Origin of the sequence: Streptomyces malaysiensis subsp. malaysiensis, assembly GCF_040653035.1 — a bacterium.
In the GTDB taxonomy this organism is placed as follows: domain Bacteria; phylum Actinomycetota; class Actinomycetes; order Streptomycetales; family Streptomycetaceae; genus Streptomyces; species Streptomyces malaysiensis.
In genome coordinates this window covers 502620-519759 of record NZ_JBEZNG010000005.1, presented here as the reverse complement: position 1 = coordinate 519759, position 17140 = coordinate 502620, and the positions used below count along the sequence as shown (strand labels likewise).

Genomic DNA, 17140 nt, shown 5'->3' with positions numbered 1-17140 from the left:
CTCCTGGCTAAGACACGCAAGATTGCTACGTTACCAGGGGACAGCGTAGACGCTAACGGATCAGACGGCCCACAGCATCCGTCTACCGCTGAACGGTTCCGTTTCTACCGATATGACGGATCAGAGCCTCCATGTCGCTGGGCGCCAGCCCTGCCGCAACCGAAGGCTCCTCCTGGAGGTCAGAGAGTTGCTGCACCGATGGATCATCAAGGATCTTGCCCATGAACTCCAACTTCAGAGTGAGCCGTGCCTCGACCACCTCGTCAATCGTGTTCCGCACCGCGAGCACAGTGACCCTGGTGTCAGTGCCAGGAGCAAGACCGAGGCGGTGGATGCGGTCAAGGCTCTGTAGGAACCGTCCTGCGATGAAGTCACGGTCCACGTATACGGCGTCGTGACACACATGGTGAAGACTGATGCCCTCGCCCAGCGTCGCCGGATTGGAGATCAGCACCTGACACCCCGGATCCTCACGGAAGCGACGGAGCTGTTCGTCACGGTCGGGAGTCCCGCCGTAGACAATCGCAGGGCTGTACTTCTCCAGGAGTTGCGCCAATGTGGTGAGGCTCCGGACGAATGTCGTCCAGACCAAAGTCTTCCGGCCACGCTCGGCGTTCTCCGCGACGATCGCCACGGTCTCCTTGTACTTAGGCGAAAGCTCATAGTCAGGGAGGTTCTGCATGAGCTTGTACAGGGAATCGCCCTCCGGTACCTCCAGAGGCGGTAGCTGGTACGCCAGAGGCTCATAACGACTAGCGCCCTCCAAGAGCAGGGCCGGGCTTGTCGCTGCCATCAGCAGCCGCAACGCGGTCTTCCCTAGCGAGCTGAGATCTTCTCGGGCGCCCGCCGAGCTGATGCCTCCAACCAACGAACTGTAGATCTCACTATGCAGGTTAGGCATGTCCACGTACCTCATCCGCAACTGCATCGGCGGCAGGCCAAGTTCATGCTTGGTTGTCCTCGTAAAGAGCGGTCGCAGCACGGTGCTGGCGTATGCCAGATCTCCGCCAGCCACCGCCCTCGACACGGAACGCTGACCATGTCCCGGCCATACAAAGCCGAGCAGACTCTCTAGATCCTTCGAGCCGTTGGGCGCTGGGGTGCCCGTGAGGATCAGCCGCCGTCGCGCGAGGGGGCCCAGGGCCATGCACGCGGCTCCATACGTCCCCCGCACGCCGAGCTTCATCCGGTGCGCTTCGTCAAGAATGATCATCGCTGGGGCAGACTTGAGCCACCCCGCCAAGGTCGAGAGCGAGCGGTCCAGCCGTTCGTAGTTGACAATCAGCACCTCGGCCCACTGGTCGAGGGATCGGTCAAGGACATGCGTGCGGAGCGGATGCCGGAAGCAAACGGCGGTCTCGTACTGCCAGGACTCATAAGCGGACTTGGGGCAGACCACCAGGAGCCTGCTGACCTTACCTTGTGCCTTTTGCGCGGCGTACACGGCAAGCGCCACACGGGTCTTGCCGGCGCCGGGGACGCTGAAGTTCGCCCCGTGCTGGAGTGACAGCAGCTTCGCGATGTCCCGCTGCTGAAACTCCCCCAGCTCAGCCTCCCAGTCCTTACCGAGAAGCCCGGGAACATCCCGGGACGCTACCTCGCCGGAGTGGTCAGGGGTGTCGAGGCGCTTCCTGACCGTTTCCGCATCCTGCAGGACCGCGACCACCAAAGCTCGCAGCTCGGGTGCCCACGTCACGCCCGCCGGATCTGGCCAGCCACTTATCATGCTGAGCTTGCCCAGCAGATCGTCTAGCTCAACCAACGCGGTTAGCGAGCCGAGCTGGCCGCCCGTACGGAAACGGGCAGCCAGCTGGACAAGGTCATCCCGGTATTTCTCTGTGGTCCTCAGAACAACCTTCGTACGCGTCTCGTCAAAGCCAAGGTGCAGTGAGGTTTCGGCTGCGGCCGCCACCATCAGGAGCCCTCCACAGCCACGGCCTCGATGAGCCAGGAGACACCGTCTCCGGGACTCAGTGTGCCGCGGCCGGCCTGCTGGGCGAGCTTGCGGAGGCTGTCTCGGAGCTTCAGGACCGCCTCGTCGAAGGCTTCCTCGTCCAAGGAACGTGAGGCACGGGCCTGTACAAGATCCACCACACACTGATCAATATCTGCGCAGGCATCAGCCAGACGGGCCGGTGCCAATTGTTTGCGCTTCCGCACACGAGCATCCCGGCCGGCCGCGTCGATCGCCGCGTCGAAGGCCGTCTTGGCGTCATCGAAGAGACTCTGTGCACTGTGCTTCTCCCCGTCTGACACGGCAGAGCTGGTGCTGAGCGTCCGAGCCTTCGCACGCAGAATCTGGTCATTCAACGCCCGGGCCGCAGAGCCCGCTGACGAGGCGCCCGGCACCGAGACACCGAGCCCGGGCACAGTCACAGTTTCCTCACCCGCGGAGCCGGTGTTCAGACTGGGCGGCAGCGTCTTCTCCAGATATTTTTCGTGGAAGTTGTCCTCGATATGGCGTACGTCGGTCTTGGCGAAGCCAAGGGTGATGGCGGCCATCCGGAGTTCTTTGAATGCCTCAGCCTGGTCAGGGTCAACAGCGGACAGCTTTTCGTAGGCGCGGTGAAGTTCCTTCAGCTTCTCCTGGTCGTCCTCGAAGTCCACGAGGCGCAGGGCCACGCCCCCACCACTACGGCTGCGCTCAATCATGTCCCGGATGGCGCTGAGGATCCAGCGTTCCTGGTGGTACCTGGGCGTCTTGATCCGGAACACCTTGGCGATCGCCTCCGGCGTACGGCCCAGCGCAGCCTGCTCTTCCATCGCGAGAAGCCGGTTGATGTACGAGTAGCCACGTTTGTGATCTTCACGCAGCTGAAGCGAGAGTTCGACTGCGTTAACGTCAGCCGACGTGAACGACTCAGGCAGGATCCCTACCCGCATGGACTGAGCACCGATCTCCCGGAGCGCAGCAGCCCGGGTATTGCCGTTCACGAGGACCCCGTCGTGAGTGACCAGTCCCGGCTCATTCTGGCCAAACTGGCCCAGACTTTCCTTCAGTTTGTCAAATTCGGGGTCCCGGCGGTTAGGATCCGCCGGCTCGGCCTTAAGCAGGAAATCCAGATACCTCTGGCCTTCGCTACTGTAGGGATCTTTTTCCAGGATCTCGTTGCGTCCAGGGTCATGGCTGCGCTGCGCGCGGATGCGGTGTGTACTCGGGTTGAAGAGCAGGTCTGCGAGCGGAAGATCAATGACCTCGACATGCAAGGGCTGGTCATTCCACTCAACGGTGACCGTCTCCCGGGTACCTCCAGTCGCCTTAACTTCCTCTAGCCTTTTCTTGATCAGTTCGCTGAACTGCGCCGCTCGCGGCGGAGCGATTCCCTTGGTCATGGCCTCCCCCTTCTCAGTTGTTACTCAGTTGTTCTCGTCGGCCAAGGCATGCCTGACAACGGCGCGAGACTCGGTCGGCAGCGTCCGGTAGTTTCCCCACAGCTTCTCAAGCGGGCTAAGTGTCCGGCGATCGGCCTCTATCCAGCCCGCGAGAACCTTCCGCTCCATCGGAGTCAAGGTCTCGATCGTGCCGAGCACTTCACCGAGGTTGGCCTGACGCTCAACATCCCCGGCGCCGCACCGCTTGCACTGGGTCACCAGCTGGACGTCAACCGTCCCGTCCGGCATCACCACCTCACGACGCGCGACGTTCAGCTTCGACAGTTCGATGCTCCCGTCGCCGTAGGACTCCCCCATCCCGATACCACAGGTACGGCAAAGAAAGTTGTCGTCCTGCCACACCTTGGTGCGCTGGGCTGGGGTGAGGCTGCTCTTATGCTTGGCGACCTTCCCCTGCCCCGGGATCCAGACCTCGGCCCCCTTGCTGACGTACCTCTGCTCTTGCTGTTTCAGCGCGGGGTCATCACGACTCGTATCGATACGCCAACCACGGTCGCGGAGATCCCGCAGCCGCCGGTCGATCTGAGCGACGTCCGGAAAAGCGGTGCGCAGCTGGGCCTTCGTGAAGATGTTGCCTTCCTCCACCACGGACTCCAGCCACAGAGCGGCCCGGATCATGCTCCCGAACTTTTCGTCCTGCCACGACGGCAGCATTGCCATTTCGCGTCTCCCGTTCAGCCGTGCACTACGCCAGATAACGCCATGTACACGACATCAACGACATGTCCGTCCACGGCGTTCCGCCTCCGGATCTTTGGCGGTCGCACCACTCCAGCATCACTGGTCAGGAAGCGTCCAGAGCAAATTGGTGTTGCGCGCAAACGAGTCAAAAATCCCTTGCTGCACAATTGTTGGAGAGACCGGCAGCGGAGTAAGGACAGTGATGCGGGTGACAGCGAGACGAGTTGGCTCCAAGATCAGCAAGGATTTACCCCCGGGCCGACGCAGGCTTGCCGAGGTCCTGTGCGTCCTGTACGAGCACATGGGCATGACCACGCTGGAGGCATCCGTGCGGCATCTCGCATCCCGGGGATACCGGAAGGACCGGAGCGAGCTTTCCCGTTATATGAATGGGCGCCGCCTACCGCCACGCTCCTTTGTGGAGCTGCTGTACGAAGCCGCGGCTGAGCAAGCGGGCGGCGAGGATGCCTTGAGCATCACCCAACATGCAGTACTCAGCGCTCACGCCTCCGCAGAGCCGACCCTCTGCAAACACTGCAACAGGTTCAAGCGCAGCAACAACAAACTACGGAGGGAGCTGCGGCGACTGCACCGGATCAGAGCCGGCTTGGAGGCGAGGCTGATTGCAGCACGCAAGCAACCGGCACCGCTGCCGGTCCCCTCCCCGCAGGGGGACCGGCAGCAGAGGGCCTACGACGTGGTCGCCGCGAACCAGATCGTCGGCATGGCGGCGCGGATTGACGCCCAGCAGGACTATGAAGCGGCGGTGGCCATGCTGCGCGTGTCCGCAGAGGCTCTGACTCCCTTCGAGAGCGCGGCTTCTCTCGCCATACTGCGCCACCAACAACACGACCAGCTTGCAGATGAACTGATCCAGATGTACGGCCGGGATCAGCCAGAAGGACAGGTCATCCGTGCCGCCCTCGAACTTCACGCGTACGGCTTGCCTGAAGATGCCGGCGCGATGCTCCGTGCCGCCGCACGGTGAGGCGCCGGCGCAGCCGGGTCAAACGGCCGTTGCTTCGAAGTGGGTCTGGGCGCGGTCGAGGATGTCGTCGGGGTCGAGGCCGTGGGCGGTGAGCCAGTGCAGGAGGTCCAGGATCAGACTGGTTGCCGACTCTTCCAGAACCGGGCGGCGGGTGAGTCGTGCGGCCGGGCCGCCGACCGCACGGCCATACGCCTCCATGACAGTCGTCGCGCGTTGGACACGGTGGCAGGACTTTTCCGGAGTCAGAGGAAGTTCGCACCAGACCGCTTTGCCGACTGCCGTACGCGTGGCGCCCCAGGAGACCGAGATGTCGGCGAGGAGTTGCAAGCCACGGCCGGACTCGTCTTCGGATGTCGGGTGGAGGCTCTGAGGTTCCTTGTGACTGCTGTCGTGCAGTTCTACACGTAGCTGGTCCGTGTCGGCGTCGAGAACGAGGGTGGCCGCAGTGCCCTCGCCGACGTGCTTGATGACGTTCGAAGCCAGCTCCGTGGCAATCAGCCGCGCCTCTTCGGCAAGCGCCGACATGCCCCAGGCGGCAAGCTCAGCGTTCACCGCTTGGCGGAGGCCGGCCAATTGGGGCGCTTCAGCAGTGAAAGGAAGGATGCAGCGACGTGGTTGGGGGTCGGTGACTGAGTAGCGGTGCATGGCCACACTCCTTGGGCGTTACGTCAGCGCTGCGCCCAGCCGTGTCCATACGACCGCGCTGCGTAGTCTCGCTGATTCGAGTATGACACCGAGAAGTCTCTCCATGTAACTTCTCACAGATTCTCGGAAGGGTGAATCCGGTGGTGGGGCAACTTCTTCCGCCCATAGCCTTGTTGCCGCTGGCCCCGTCATAGCCAGCTTGAGGGGAGAGGTAGCCGTCATGCCAGCGCGGGCAACTACTCGTCGACGACAGCTCGGCGTCATGATGCGCAAGTTCCGGGCCCGTAAGGGAATGACGCTGGAGGAGGCAGGTCGGCTCGTCGGGGTCTCGAAGGCGACTGTCAGCCGGTACGAGACACAGGAAGGGCCCGTGAAGTGGCCCATCGTGGACGCGCTGTGCCGTGAGTACGAAGCGAGTGAACCGGAGCGGAAGGCCGTGGTCGGCCTCGCCAAGGACGCGAAGCGTGAGGGGTGGTGGACCTCCTTCGCGGATTCCCTGCCGGAGAGCATGAACCTGCTCTTCACGTTGGAGGACGAGGCGGTTCGAGAGGATCACTTCGCCTGTCTGTATGTGCCGGGGCTTCTGCAGGTTCGCGGCTATACGGAAGCGGTGCAGCATGCCTCGGAGATGCGCCTGTCCGCGGAAGAGATCGAGCGGCTGGTCGACCTTCGGATGAAGCGGCAGGAGATCCTGAGCCGTCCGAAGCCACCGCATCTGTGGGCCATCCTCGACGAGTCCGTGATCCGGCGCGTGGTCGGTTCGCGTGAAGTGATGCGGGAGCAGCTGGATCACCTACTGCGCGCCAATGAGTCTCCTGACATCACGCTTCAGATGCTGCCGTTCGCCAAGGGCGCGCACTCAGCGGCCATGGGGAGCTTCGTGATCCTCGGGGGTGCCGAGCCCTCGCTGGACGTCGTGTACGTCGACATCCACGTCGGCTCGCTCTTCATGGAGAAGGACGAGGAACTGGAGCGCTATCGGGTCGCGTTCGACTACCTTCGCGCTCAGGCGCTGGACATGGCCTCGTCCTCCGCCCTCATCGAACGCGTCCGCGAGGAGATCTGATGCGCGAATCCTTCATATCCAAGAGAGACAGCGTCTGGTTCAAGTCCTCCTACAGCGGTGCCGGCAACACCGAATGCGTCGAGGTCGCTTTCCGGCCGGGATCGTCCGCTGTGCGGGACTCCAAGGATCCAGGAGGGCCTGTGATCGGGGTCTCGCACCGCGCGTGGGCGAACTTCGTGATGGCTGTGCGGGATGGGCAGTTGGGCTGAGGGTCGCCGTCGTCGGGCCTGAGTGTGTTGTCCGTGCGTCGGCCTGTCTGCTCTGCCAGGCGCCTTGCTTGGGGTAGTGACTGCGGACAACCATTCGGGGATGAGAACCGAGGTGCTGGCATTCGTTGCCGATGGGCCGCTTCCCGATGTGGGGGCGAGTGGAGAAGAGATCGACAGGCGCGTCGAGCAGCTTGACGCAATCTCCAGACCGGTCACGGCCCAGGAGGCCAGGGCTTTGGCCGAGTGCTTTGGGCCGGACGATTGCCATGGCGTCGCCTGGACGCTGCTGCACCTCATCGAGACGGGCCCGAACCCCGTCCTCACCGTCAAGCCCGCGCCGGACGCCAATGAATGGCAGGACCGTCTCTGGACGCGGGCCTTGAATGCCGGCCTCGTGGAGGAAGGCTGACGGGCCGGCCATCGTTCCTGGTGCCTGCTGCGTAGGGTCGGGGTGAGGAGATCCTTCGGAGTGGGAGGTATCGGGATGGCTGGAGTGCCGGTGGGGGTTGTGGCTGCGGGTGGGTTGGTTGGGGGGTATGGGGTGGCTCGGTGGACCAGGAGGCGGCCCTTGGGTGGGGTTGCTCTCGCGGCTGCGGGGGCGGTGGCCGCTCGGGGGTGGCGGGAGAAGGCCGGGAACGGGACGGCGGCCGCGCTCAGTGCGGCCTATGTGGCCGCCTTCGCCGGGTCCCACCCGCTCGCCAAGAAGATCGGGGCCTGGCCGTCCGTTTTCGCCGTCGCCGGCGGCGTGGCCCTCGCGTCCTGGGCCCTTGCCGATCGGCGGTAGGGGCCGGTCATAGGGCGGATGCCGGCGTAGGCATCGGTCGTAGGGCGGATGCCGGCGTAGGCGTCAACCGGGCGGGGCAGTCGTTTGTGCTTGGTGCCCGCCCGGTGTCCATTGGCCTTTTGGCTGTCGTTCGGCCCGCCCGGCCGGTCGCGGCTCAGTCCGACGCCGACGTCAGCAGGTCCAGTTCCGGCTGGGTGAGCTTGAGGTTCACCGAGGCCAGCAGGGGTGGGAGCTGGTCCACGGTGCGGGCGCTGGCGATGGGGGCCACGACCGTCGGGCGGGCGAGGAGCCAGGCCAGGGCGACCGTGGCGGGCTCTGTGCCGTGGTTGGCGGCGACGTCGTCCAGTGCGGCGAGGACCTTCTGGCCGCGCTCCGTCTCCAGGTGCTTGGCCGCGCCCGTGGAGCGGGGGCTGTCGACCGCCGTGCCCGGGCGGTATTTGCCGGTGAGGAAGCCGGAGGCCAGGGCGTAGTACGGGGCGGTCGCCAGGCCGTGGCGGGTGGCGACATCGGCCAAGTCGCCCTCGAAGGTGTCGCGCGAGACCAGGTTGTAGTGCGGCTGGAGGGCGACGTAGCGGGCCAGGTTCTCCCGGGTGGAGAAGGTCAGCAGCGCCTCCAGGCGGTCCGCGGCCACGTTGGACGCGGCGATCTCGCGGACCTTGCCCTCCCTGACCAGTTCGTCCAGGGTGGTGATGATCTCCTCCACCGGCACCGACGGATCGTCGTAGTGGGTGTAGTAGAGATCGATGTAGTCGGTGCGCAGCCGCTGGAGGGATTCCTCCACGCCCGATTTGATGGCGGACGAGGTCAGGCCGCGCGGCTCCGGGGAGCCACCGCCCACCCTGGTGGCGAGGACGATGTCGGAGCGGTTGCCGCGGGAGGCGAACCAGTTGCCGAGGATGGTCTCGGACTCGCCGCCCTGGTTGCCCGGTACCCAGGCGGAGTAGACATCGGCGGTGTCGATGAAATTGCCGCCGGCCGCCGCGTAGGCGTCGAGGACCCTGAAGGACTCGGCTTCGTTCGCGGTCCAGCCGAAGACGTTCCCACCGAGGGAGAGCGGGAAGACGGACAGGCCGCCGATCTTCCTTGTGATGTCAGCGGTGTCAGTGTTGTCAGCCATACGTTTTTACAACCGCCGGCGTACGTGTGTTGTTCCGGCCCGCCGTTCCCGGGGAGTTCCCGGGGAGTTCCCGGGGAGCGGCGCCGGTGGTCCGTAAAAAACCGGCGGCCCTGGCGTCAAGGGGGGAGAGAGCGCCAGAGCCGCCGGAGTATCAGGGGGTCATCCCGTGCTGGCGCAGCCAGGGCATCGGGTCGATCGGCGAGCCGCCGCCGGGCCGGACCTCGAGGTGGAGGTGCGGGCCGGTCACATTGCCGGTGGCGCCGACGCGGGCGATGACGTCGCCCGTCGACACCTTGCCCGAGGTGACGACCATCGAGGACAGGTGGCAGAACCAGAGCTCGGTGCCGTCGTCGAGGGTCAGCACGATGCGGTAACCGTACGAACCGGCCCAGCCCGCCTGGGTGATGGTGCCGCCGTGCACCGCCTTGACCGGGGTGCCGGTCGGGGCGGCGAAGTCCTGGCCGGTGTGGTCGGCCGACCATATGTCGCCCGCCTGGCCGAAGCTGGCGGTCAGGGTGTACGAGCCGACGGGGAGGGTATACGCGGCGGCGAGTCTGGCCTGGCGCTCGGCCGCGGCCTTCTTCTCGGCCGCCTCCTTCGCCCGCTGCTCGGCGGCCCGCTTCGCCGCGGCGGCGGCCTCGGCCTTGGCCTTCCGCTTCGCGGCCGCCTCCGCGGCCTGGTCGGCGGCCTTGTCCGCGGCGGCCTTGGCGGCGGCCTGCGCCGCGGCGGTGCGGCTGTCCTCGTCCGCCGCGTTCTGCTGGTTCTCGGCCTGCTGGAGGATGCGGGCGCGGAGCGCCTCGCCCGCGTCGGTGGTGCCGCGCTGCTCGTCCTCGTTGGTCAGACCGGCCTGGGAGAGGGGCGCGGCGGCGGTCTGCGAGCCGCCGCTGTCGTCCGACGCCCAGGAGCCGATGCCGGGCAGGTCCTTGGCGGCGGGCAGGCTGGCCTTGACCTGATCGGCGACATGTCCGAGGTCCGGCATGGATATGGGCAGTGCGGGACGGTCCTTGGCGCTGGCCATACCGCCCGCGCCGACCGCCGCGATCACACCGACCCCGAGGACGGCGCCGCTGCGCGCCATGGTCCCGCCGCGCTGCTTGGCCACGCGGTGCCGGCCGCGTACGGGAGCGATGGACTCCTCGGTGGGGTTCCACTCCTCCCAGGTCTCGGAGTCGAATCCGGCACCCGGGCCCTCGGCGGCGCCCTCGTCCGCGTAGAAATCGTCGGGGGCGAAGCGGCCGTCCCCGGAACTCATCCCGCCGCCGGCGTCGAAGCCGGGGCCGTAGGCGGTGGCGGTCCCCAAACCGCCGCCCCGTGTGCGATACGGGGCTTCGTCCAGGACAGACCTGTTGGACGCCACGGAGGCGCACTCCTTTCCTTCCCTCTCGCCTACCGGGTTAGCTGACGGGTTCGGAGCAGGAAGGTCTCCTACGGGTCAGGTTCGACCCGATTCACCCCAAGGTGTTGGTTCCCCGGTTCCCTTGGTGCTGCTGTTGGTGCGGTACTGCCGCTGTGCGTACGGGATTCGGCGACGGCGCACGGTGCCGTCCTTGCGACGGTTGTGACGACCGCGCTGCGTTATCGAACGTTAATAGAGAGCGCGATGTGATTCCAAGCTGTTCCGAGGAATCCGCGCACCTTTGGCATGAACTTAGCGCCCAAGAGCGGACAGATGGGGGCGAGTCGGCGGGCAGTGTGAGGGGGTGCATAACCGCAGGCCGGGCGATCGTGCATCAATTGTTATGCGGAGGGGTCTCAGTCGGTTACGGACGGTGTATGGCCCAGGTCGGCTACGGGCGGGGGGCGGGGGCGTTGTCCCTCGTACGGTCGCCGTCGTGCCCGTTCCTGCTGCCGTTGTCGCGCTCGTTGTCGCGCCGGTTGCCACGTCCGTTCTCGCGTCGGTCGCCACGTCTGTTCTCGCGCCCGTTCTCACGCCTGTTCCCGTACCCGTTCCCGTACCCGTTCCCGCATCCGTTCTCGTGTCCGTTCCCGCGGGCCCGGGTTCGGCGGACCGCCAGCAGCGCCATGTCGTCCGGTGTCCCGCCGCCCGTATGGTGCTCGACATCGGCCACCAACGCGTCCAGCAGCTCCTGCGGACCGGAGAAGCGGCGGCCGCGCAGCCGCTTCTCCGGGTCGTAGAAAACGCCGCCGCGGTCCCGGGCCTCCGTCACCCCGTCCGTGAACAGCAGCAGCGTCTCCCCCTCCTCGAACCCCAGCTCCATCACCCGGTCCGGCCAGCCGCCCAACTCCCCCATCCCCACCGGCAGCGCCGACACCTCCGGCTCCAGGGCGCGCACCGCGCCGTCCTCCTCCAGGAGCAGCGGTGGCGGATGACCGCGGTTGATCAGCCGCAGGGTGGAGTCGCCACGCGGAATCTCGGCCACCACTGCCGTCGTGAACCCCTCGAACACCTCCAGGTCGGCCCGCCGGGCGCCCTCGCGCTGTAGCGCCCGCTCCAGCCGGCCCACGAGCGCCTCCAGGGTCGTCTCCTGCTCCGCCGCCTCCCGGAAGCAGCCGAGGAGGATCGCGACGACCTCCACGGCTTGCAGTCCCTTGCCTCGTACGTCCCCGACGGTCAGCCGTACACCGTGCGGGGTGTCCTGGACCGCGTACAGATCACCGCCGATCGCCGCGTACTTCTCCGCCGGTACGTAACGCGCGGCGATCTCCAGCCCGGCGAGACGGGCGGGTGGCGCGGGCAGAACGGCGCGCTGGGCCGCCTCCGCGACACCGCGCGCCGAGGCGAGCCGGTGGTAGCTGCGGCGTACGACACGGTTGATCACCAACGCCAGCACGGTCACGGTCGCGACCGTGCCGATCTCGGTGGCCGCCTGGGTCGGGTCCCCCGCACCGTGCAACTCCGCCAGCAGACAGGTGGCGAACATGCCGACGACGGCCGTGACGATGGTCTGGCGCAACGGTAAGAGCGCCGCGGCGACCAAGGGGGCGGCGGCGAAGAAGGGCGAGGCGGTGTAACCGGGCGGCGCGGCCAGGTCGAAGCCGATGCCACAGAGGATGAGGAGTGACGGGGCCCACCGGGCCAACCGGCGACCCGGCGGCCCCTTGCCGCCCTCATCGGCCATCGGAGACCGCACCGCGGTGGGCCCGGTGGACGCGTCGTCAGCGGCACCGGACGCGGTGGCGGTGTCGATGAGCGTACGAAGGCGGGTCGGGCGGCGGGCGCGCGGGCGGCTCAGTCGGGGCCAGGCCGTACGCCATTGCGTACGCGACTCCGTACGGGCGCCCGTACGAGCCCTGCTCCCACGCACCCGCACCGGCTTCTCTCGCTTCCCTGGTCCGCGTCCCGCCGCCGTCGCTGTCGCCACTGCCGCTGCCGCCACTGCCGTCGCCGCTGCCACTGCCATCGCTACTGCCGCTGCCGTCACTGCCGCCGCTGCCGTCACCGTCGTCACCAGGCTTCCGGCTGACGGGCCGCCAGGCGAGTCGGTGTCGGCCAAGCGGGTGTGCTGCGGACAGGCGCTGTGGACAGGCGCTGCGGACGGGCGGCGTGAACGGTCCCGGCGATGCTGGGGATGGGATGGGGATACGTGCTGCCGTAACGGAGGCGTTCCTGGGCCTCGCGCCTTGATGGCCCCCTTACGGGCGCGGCGAACGCGCTAAGGGTGCGTCAGAGGTCGACGCCGAGCGCGCGGGCGCGGCGGTCCGCCGCCAGCTCCGCCGAGACCTCGTCGAGGTACACCTCGCACACCAGCCGTCCGTCCCGGGTGAGGTTGTGCTCCAGCTCCCACAGCACGATCTCGTCCCCTCCGGCGAGCAGGAAGGCGTGCTCGTAGAAGCGGCACCAGGTGGCGTCGGGACCGCCGGAGCGGCGACGGGGCTTGGGCGCGAGGGCGATGTCATGGGCGAACGCGGTCGCCAGCAGCCGCTCGGTCTCCTCGCCTGGGCGGTCGGAGTTCTCCGCGCGGCGCAGGACGCGGCGGGCATGGTCGGCCGAATTGTCGGCCACATAGGCACGGGAGGTCTCCACGGGCTCGGCCGTGTGCAGCAGCTGGTCCGGGAGCCAGAGCGGTAACCCGTCGAGCTCCTCCCAGCGGGCGCCGCCGAGGCGCTCATGGACGCGGCGCTCGGCCAGCATCAGGGCGTCCTCGTCCGCGTAGAGCTCGTACAGCGGGCGATTGCCCTCGCCCGTGTTGTGTTCCAGTTCCCACAGCAGCAGGCTGCTGCCGTCGGGGAGCAGGAAGACATGCCGATAGGTGCTGTACCCCAGCTGGCCGCACCGCTCGTTGCACTGTCGGCAGGACCGCAACTCGGACTGGTGCATCAGGGCGCTCCGCGCCTGGGCCAGCACCGACTCGCTGATATCGAAGCCGTTCTGAGCACGGGCCAGCAGCCCGTCCATCAGCTCGGACGGCGTCGCGTCCCCTCGTGAGTGCCCCATGTCTCTCCTCCCGCCTCCCGGCTTTGATTCGCCGCGCCCCCCGGGCGACCACTTCGCGTACTTAGCGTAGCGGCGCGAACACGCGCCGCGCTGGCGGTTCGGCAAAGCTGTCGGTGTGACTGTGCCTCACTCACTCCTGCGTCGTAGAGCCTGGATGTATCACTCGTCCGACCGGTCGAACAAGTCCGATGGTTGAAAGCGAGACGACCGTCACCACCCCGCCACCGTGCGGGCGCCGTACGGCCGTCGGGCGCCCGCGGGCCCGCTCCCGTACCTCCGCGCCGTCGCCACCCCACCTCGACCCCACGCCCGCCCCGCTTCCGCCCCGCCTCCGCCCCGCCTCCGCACCTCCGCACCGCGTCCCGAGCCGCATCCCCGTCGCATCCCGCGCTGCCTCGCCGCCGCATCCCGCCTCCCCGACGCCCACTTCCCCGCATTCCGTAAAAGGGATTCCGGTGTCTGCTGGGCCAAATGGTCCTTGCATTGGTCCCCCTTAGCGGGATTCTCGGAGAACACGCACCGGAAGAGCCGCACTATGCCGGACGGGTGAAGCTGACTGGCGGCCCGAAGCCTTAACTGATGAGCTTCGTTGTGTCATGCGTCCGTGAATTCGCGGAGCAACCCAGACGGAGGAATTAAGTGAACATCGGCAAGAAGGCGATTCTCCTGACCGCGGCCGCCGGCGCTCTGGTCATCGGTGGCGCGGGCGGTGCCCTGGCCAACAACAACGATGACTTCATCGTGCAGCTGAACAAGTGTGACACGTCCACCGGTGCCACCACCAACACCGCCGGCGCCGCCCCCACCGGCGACATCAACATCGGTTCGGAATGTGTCAACTTCACCAACAGCAGCGGCTCGGTCGTCCAGGCCAACGACTGCGACACGGCCACCGGCGTCACGCTCATCACCGGCGGCGCCGCCCCGACCGGCGACACCACCATCGGCTCCAAGTGCGCGAACATCGCCGTTGACGACGAAGACGTCAACCGTCACTGAGTCGCTGACCCTTTCATGGTGTTCCCGCCCGCGGTAACACCATGAGGCATCCCCCCGTTGGGAATCGCGGCCCTGGAAGCCTCCCTTCCAGGGCCGCTGCCATGAAAAAGGCTTTCGGTGATGGCGATGAGCGCGCCGCGCCGAAAGCCCGATTGGAGGCTCTATATGCACATGCGCAAAAGATCGGCGCTTCTTGTGGCGGCCGTGGGTGCGCTGCTCATCGGCGGTGCGGGCGGAGCCGACGCCAGCGGTCCCGGTCCCGGCCGCTCGACCGGCGCCGGCGGCGGGAAGCAGAGCAATCACTGCACGACCAGTTCCGTCATCGGCGAAGTCACCGTGGCGGCCGGCCCGACCGAGATCAGCAATCAGACCGACTGTGTCAACACCGCCGAGTCGGGTGTGACGGAGCAGGAGAACCGCTGCCGTACCCACTCCATCGTCGGCCCGATCACCGTCGCGCTGGCTCCCGGATCCGAAATCAAGAACGGGACCAACTGCGTCAACGTCAGCGAGTCGGGTGAAGTGACGAAGCAGAGCAACAACTGTCGCACCACTTCCGTGCTGGGCCCGATCACCGTCGGCCCCGGCTCCGATGTCACCAACGAGACCAACTGCGTCAACACAGCCGGCTCCGATCCCCAGAACGGAACTCAGGGGAAGAAGAAGGCGGCCGACCCGAAGAGCGGCAAGAGTGGTGGCCAGGGAAACCGTCAGCGGTCCTGAAACACCGCAATCCCCGGGACTCGTCACCGAGCTCCGGAAAAATCCGCTCGACTTGAACGCGGCCTTGGGGACGTTTCCCCGGGGCCGCGTTCATTTTTTTCGTTTTCCCGGACGTCACACGACTTGACGCAAAGAACTCCACCGACTTCCGCACCGGCTGAATATACCTTTACTGTGGCGGATGGGTGATGCTTCCGGTACTCCCGGATCCCGTTCTGTGGAAATCTCGTTTATGGAGTGTCTGCGGAATATTCGCGGAGAACCCGATATGGAGGCACCAGAAAAATGCAAATCGGCAAGAAGGCAGCTCTCATGGCCGCGGCGGCCGCGGGCACAATGGTGGTCGGCGCGGCCGGTAGCGCGAGTGCTCATGGCCTCTTCCCGCAGTCCAGCGGGGCTCAGCGAAACCTCTGTGACACCGCCGTCGGCACCACCACCAACACCGGCGGCGCCGCCCCCACCGGCGACATCGACCTCGGCTCGGACTGCGTCAACTTCGCCAGCAACGTGGGCGGCTCGGTCATCCAGGCCAACGACTGCGACACGGCCACCGGCACGACGCTCATCACCGGTGCCGCGGCCCCGACCGGCGACACCAACATCGGCTCCAACTGCGCGAACATCGCCATCGACGAGCCGGACCCGGTCGTCGTCGTGCACAAGGACCCGCCGAAGAAGCAGCAGAAGGCCAAGGAAGAGCACAAGGCCAAGAAGCACTCGCACAAGGCCAAGCCGAAGGCCAAGGACCCGCACAAGGCCAAGAAGCACCACAAGGCCAAGGCGAAGCCGCACCACAAGGTCAAGGTCAAGGCCAAGAAGAAGGACTGCAAGCACTGACGGTCGACCTCGCGGTCGAGCATGTGGCGCCCCCGGAATCACGTTCTCCGGGGGCGCCCCGGCGTTCAGCCGGATCGTTCAGTGGCGCGGTTCAGCGCCTTTCAGCGCGGTCCAACGCGGCCCAACGCGATCCAACGCGATCCAACGCGATCCAACGCGATCCAACGCAGTCCAAACGCGGTCCAACGCGGTTCAGCATCCCGCGAGGGCCGGCACGCACTGGTTCGGGTTGTTCCCAGAGACCGTGGTCGCGGCGAGCGTGATCGTGCCGCCGTCGGTGAAGATCCCGCCGCCCTGGCCGCCATTGGCCGTATTGCCGGTGACGGTGTCACCGATCATTTGTGTGGTGCCCGCGTGCTGGAACACACCACCGCCGTTCAACGTGGCGGTATTCCCCGACACGGTGGTGGACTGCACCCGCAGTGTGCTGCCCATATTGGCGATACCGCCACCGAAACTCCCCGCGGTGTTCTCGCCCACCTGGCTGCCGTTGATCGTGAAATCTCCGATCGCGGTGGCGATGCCGCCGCCCTCGAAGTTGTTGGTCTTGTTCCGCAATACCGAGACGGCGCCAAGCAGCGTCGTTCCGAAGTTGCTGACGCCGCCGCCCGAGCTGTCCGCGGTATTGTCGGAAATATTGCCGCCCGAGGCGCTGAGAGTGGCCGACGTACCGATGTGAATGCCACCGCCGTCGCCCGCGGAATTCTGGGTCACATCCGTACCCGAAAGTACCGCCGAGCCGCCCGAGGCGACCTCGATACCACCGCCGACGTTGCTCGCGGTGTTGCCCGTGACCGTGGACTGGATCAGCCTCAGGGTGCCCTGGTCGAGAATGCCGCCGCCATCGGTGCCCGACCCCGAGGTCGCCCGGCCGCCGGAGAAGGTCACGCCGTTGAGGGTGAGGCTTCCGCCGGGCGCGACCTCCGCGATCCGGAAATCCGCCGCGGAGGCGCTGCGCCTGATGGTCGCTTGGGTCCCGCTGATCGTCACGTCACGAGTGATGAGCGGCAGTCCGTCGGCGCCGTTGGCACCGGTGAACGCCGCGGCGCCCAGCGTGTACACACACCCCGTGGTCAGGGCGACGGACCCGCCCGTGGGTGAGCTGTTGGCCTCACTCACCGCGGCGATCAGCGCCGCTGTGTCCCCACAGGGCACCGGGGCCGCCTTCTCGCCTTTCTCTCCCGCGTCCCCCTTTCCCTCGGCGGACGCCGGAGCGGAGACCGCCCATGCCGATACCGCCAGCGCCATGACGGGGATCAACCCCCGGATCGTTGTCGCGAGTCGCACGAGGAGTCTCCTTAC

17 protein-coding genes and 1 riboswitch are annotated in these 17140 nt (G+C 66.7%); of the genes, 8 read left to right on the top strand and 9 right to left on the bottom strand.

Annotated features, from left to right (window positions below):
* Positions 1–82: 82 nt before the first annotated feature.
* From AB0E24_RS14265 to AB0E24_RS14255, 3 genes are read right to left on the bottom strand one after another with little or no spacing between them, the layout of a single operon-like run.
* Positions 83–1915: a DEAD/DEAH box helicase gene (locus tag AB0E24_RS14265; protein WP_359376983.1), complete on the bottom strand. Its 1833-nt coding sequence runs from the start codon at positions 1913–1915 to the stop codon at positions 83–85.
* Positions 1915–3333: a ParB N-terminal domain-containing protein gene (locus tag AB0E24_RS14260; protein WP_359376980.1), complete on the bottom strand. Its 1419-nt coding sequence runs from the start codon at positions 3331–3333 to the stop codon at positions 1915–1917. The genes AB0E24_RS14265 and AB0E24_RS14260 overlap by 1 nt, the downstream gene beginning before the upstream one ends.
* A gap of 24 nt (positions 3334–3357) precedes the next feature.
* On the bottom strand, positions 3358–4053 hold the full coding sequence (locus AB0E24_RS14255) for a KpnI family restriction enzyme N-terminal domain-containing protein (RefSeq protein ID WP_359376978.1): 696 nt from the start codon (positions 4051–4053) through the stop codon (positions 3358–3360).
* A 328-nt stretch (positions 4054–4381) separates the two neighbouring features.
* On the opposite strand from AB0E24_RS14255, the gene AB0E24_RS14250 reads away from it, so the two are divergent.
* Entirely contained in the window at positions 4382–5062 is a 681-nt protein-coding gene (locus AB0E24_RS14250; RefSeq protein ID WP_359376975.1) for a hypothetical protein, read from the top strand.
* Between the two features lie 18 nt (positions 5063–5080).
* Here AB0E24_RS14250 and AB0E24_RS14245 read toward each other — a convergent pair whose 3' ends face one another.
* The gene (locus tag AB0E24_RS14245; RefSeq protein ID WP_174886414.1) at positions 5081–5707 is read right to left on the bottom strand and encodes an ATP-binding protein; all 627 of its coding nucleotides are present in this window, start codon (positions 5705–5707) and stop codon (positions 5081–5083) included.
* Between the two features lie 220 nt (positions 5708–5927).
* Between AB0E24_RS14245 and AB0E24_RS14240 the strand changes: the two genes are divergently transcribed.
* The 4 genes from AB0E24_RS14240 (at position 5928) to AB0E24_RS14225 (ending at position 7766) form a co-directional block, all read left to right on the top strand.
* Complete coding sequence (locus tag AB0E24_RS14240; protein ID WP_174886415.1) at positions 5928–6773, top strand: helix-turn-helix domain-containing protein; 846 nt, start codon at positions 5928–5930, stop codon at positions 6771–6773.
* On the top strand, positions 6773–6982 hold the full coding sequence (locus tag AB0E24_RS14235) for a DUF397 domain-containing protein (protein WP_174886416.1): 210 nt from the start codon (positions 6773–6775) through the stop codon (positions 6980–6982). The genes AB0E24_RS14240 and AB0E24_RS14235 overlap by 1 nt, the downstream gene beginning before the upstream one ends.
* Positions 6983–7082: 100 nt before the next feature.
* Entirely contained in the window at positions 7083–7391 is a 309-nt protein-coding gene (locus AB0E24_RS14230) for a hypothetical protein (protein ID WP_217490205.1), read from the top strand.
* A 75-nt stretch (positions 7392–7466) separates the two neighbouring features.
* Positions 7467–7766: a hypothetical protein gene (locus AB0E24_RS14225; RefSeq protein WP_283885420.1), complete on the top strand. Its 300-nt coding sequence runs from the start codon at positions 7467–7469 to the stop codon at positions 7764–7766.
* 154 nt (positions 7767–7920) lie between these two features.
* Here the strand turns inward: AB0E24_RS14225 and AB0E24_RS14220 are convergent, their stop codons facing one another.
* The 4 genes from AB0E24_RS14220 to AB0E24_RS14205 all read right to left on the bottom strand — a co-directional run bounded on the left by AB0E24_RS14220 (position 7921) and on the right by AB0E24_RS14205 (position 13279).
* Positions 7921–8883 carry an aldo/keto reductase gene (locus AB0E24_RS14220; protein WP_359376971.1) on the bottom strand — a complete coding sequence of 321 codons (963 nt, stop codon included), beginning with the start codon at positions 8881–8883 and terminating at the stop codon, positions 7921–7923.
* 151 nt (positions 8884–9034) lie between these two features.
* The gene (locus AB0E24_RS14215) at positions 9035–10240 is read right to left on the bottom strand and encodes a M23 family metallopeptidase (protein WP_099014449.1); all 1206 of its coding nucleotides are present in this window, start codon (positions 10238–10240) and stop codon (positions 9035–9037) included.
* A gap of 11 nt (positions 10241–10251) precedes the next feature.
* A riboswitch (cyclic di-AMP (ydaO/yuaA leader) is annotated at positions 10252–10389 on the bottom strand.
* Positions 10390–10670: 281 nt separating this feature from the next.
* On the bottom strand, positions 10671–12149 hold the full coding sequence (locus AB0E24_RS14210) for a PP2C family protein-serine/threonine phosphatase (protein ID WP_359376967.1): 1479 nt from the start codon (positions 12147–12149) through the stop codon (positions 10671–10673).
* Positions 12150–12508: 359 nt separating this feature from the next.
* Entirely contained in the window at positions 12509–13279 is a 771-nt protein-coding gene (locus tag AB0E24_RS14205) for a DUF6227 family protein (RefSeq protein WP_069872846.1), read from the bottom strand.
* A 639-nt stretch (positions 13280–13918) separates the two neighbouring features.
* Here AB0E24_RS14205 and AB0E24_RS14200 point away from each other — a divergent pair.
* The 3 genes from AB0E24_RS14200 to AB0E24_RS14190 all read left to right on the top strand — a co-directional run bounded on the left by AB0E24_RS14200 (position 13919) and on the right by AB0E24_RS14190 (position 15838).
* The gene (locus AB0E24_RS14200) at positions 13919–14278 is read left to right on the top strand and encodes a hypothetical protein (RefSeq protein WP_069872843.1); all 360 of its coding nucleotides are present in this window, start codon (positions 13919–13921) and stop codon (positions 14276–14278) included.
* A 171-nt stretch (positions 14279–14449) separates the two neighbouring features.
* The gene (locus AB0E24_RS14195) at positions 14450–15001 is read left to right on the top strand and encodes a hypothetical protein (protein WP_232564629.1); all 552 of its coding nucleotides are present in this window, start codon (positions 14450–14452) and stop codon (positions 14999–15001) included.
* A 285-nt stretch (positions 15002–15286) separates the two neighbouring features.
* Positions 15287–15838 carry a hypothetical protein gene (locus tag AB0E24_RS14190; RefSeq protein WP_069872839.1) on the top strand — a complete coding sequence of 184 codons (552 nt, stop codon included), beginning with the start codon at positions 15287–15289 and terminating at the stop codon, positions 15836–15838.
* A gap of 192 nt (positions 15839–16030) precedes the next feature.
* On the opposite strand, the gene AB0E24_RS14185 is transcribed toward AB0E24_RS14190, so the two are convergent.
* The gene (locus AB0E24_RS14185; RefSeq protein WP_359376962.1) at positions 16031–16900 is read right to left on the bottom strand and encodes a right-handed parallel beta-helix repeat-containing protein; all 870 of its coding nucleotides are present in this window, start codon (positions 16898–16900) and stop codon (positions 16031–16033) included.
* Positions 16901–17140 lie beyond the last annotated feature (240 nt).

What these genes read in the sequence shown, in the direction of transcription:
- AB0E24_RS14190 (WP_069872839.1), top strand. Translation starts at nt 15,287, where the DNA reads ATGCAAATCGGCAAGAAGGCAGCTCTCATGGCCGCGGCGGCCGCGGGC.
- AB0E24_RS14195 (WP_232564629.1), top strand. Translation starts at nt 14,450, where the DNA reads ATGCGCAAAAGATCGGCGCTTCTTGTGGCGGCCGTGGGTGCGCTGCTC.
- AB0E24_RS14235 (WP_174886416.1), top strand. Translation starts at nt 6,773, where the DNA reads ATGCGCGAATCCTTCATATCCAAGAGAGACAGCGTCTGGTTCAAGTCC.
- AB0E24_RS14250 (WP_359376975.1), top strand. Translation starts at nt 4,382, where the DNA reads ATGACCACGCTGGAGGCATCCGTGCGGCATCTCGCATCCCGGGGATAC.
- AB0E24_RS14205 (WP_069872846.1), bottom strand. Translation starts at nt 13,279, where the DNA reads ATGGGGCACTCACGAGGGGACGCGACGCCGTCCGAGCTGATGGACGGG.
- AB0E24_RS14220 (WP_359376971.1), bottom strand. Translation starts at nt 8,883, where the DNA reads ATGGCTGACAACACTGACACCGCTGACATCACAAGGAAGATCGGCGGC.
- AB0E24_RS14225 (WP_283885420.1), top strand. Translation starts at nt 7,467, where the DNA reads ATGGCTGGAGTGCCGGTGGGGGTTGTGGCTGCGGGTGGGTTGGTTGGG.
- AB0E24_RS14255 (WP_359376978.1), bottom strand. Translation starts at nt 4,053, where the DNA reads ATGGCAATGCTGCCGTCGTGGCAGGACGAAAAGTTCGGGAGCATGATC.
- AB0E24_RS14265 (WP_359376983.1), bottom strand. Translation starts at nt 1,915, where the DNA reads ATGGTGGCGGCCGCAGCCGAAACCTCACTGCACCTTGGCTTTGACGAG.
- AB0E24_RS14230 (WP_217490205.1), top strand. Translation starts at nt 7,083, where the DNA reads ATGAGAACCGAGGTGCTGGCATTCGTTGCCGATGGGCCGCTTCCCGAT.
- AB0E24_RS14245 (WP_174886414.1), bottom strand. Translation starts at nt 5,707, where the DNA reads ATGCACCGCTACTCAGTCACCGACCCCCAACCACGTCGCTGCATCCTT.
- AB0E24_RS14260 (WP_359376980.1), bottom strand. Translation starts at nt 3,333, where the DNA reads ATGACCAAGGGAATCGCTCCGCCGCGAGCGGCGCAGTTCAGCGAACTG.
- AB0E24_RS14240 (WP_174886415.1), top strand. Translation starts at nt 5,928, where the DNA reads ATGCCAGCGCGGGCAACTACTCGTCGACGACAGCTCGGCGTCATGATG.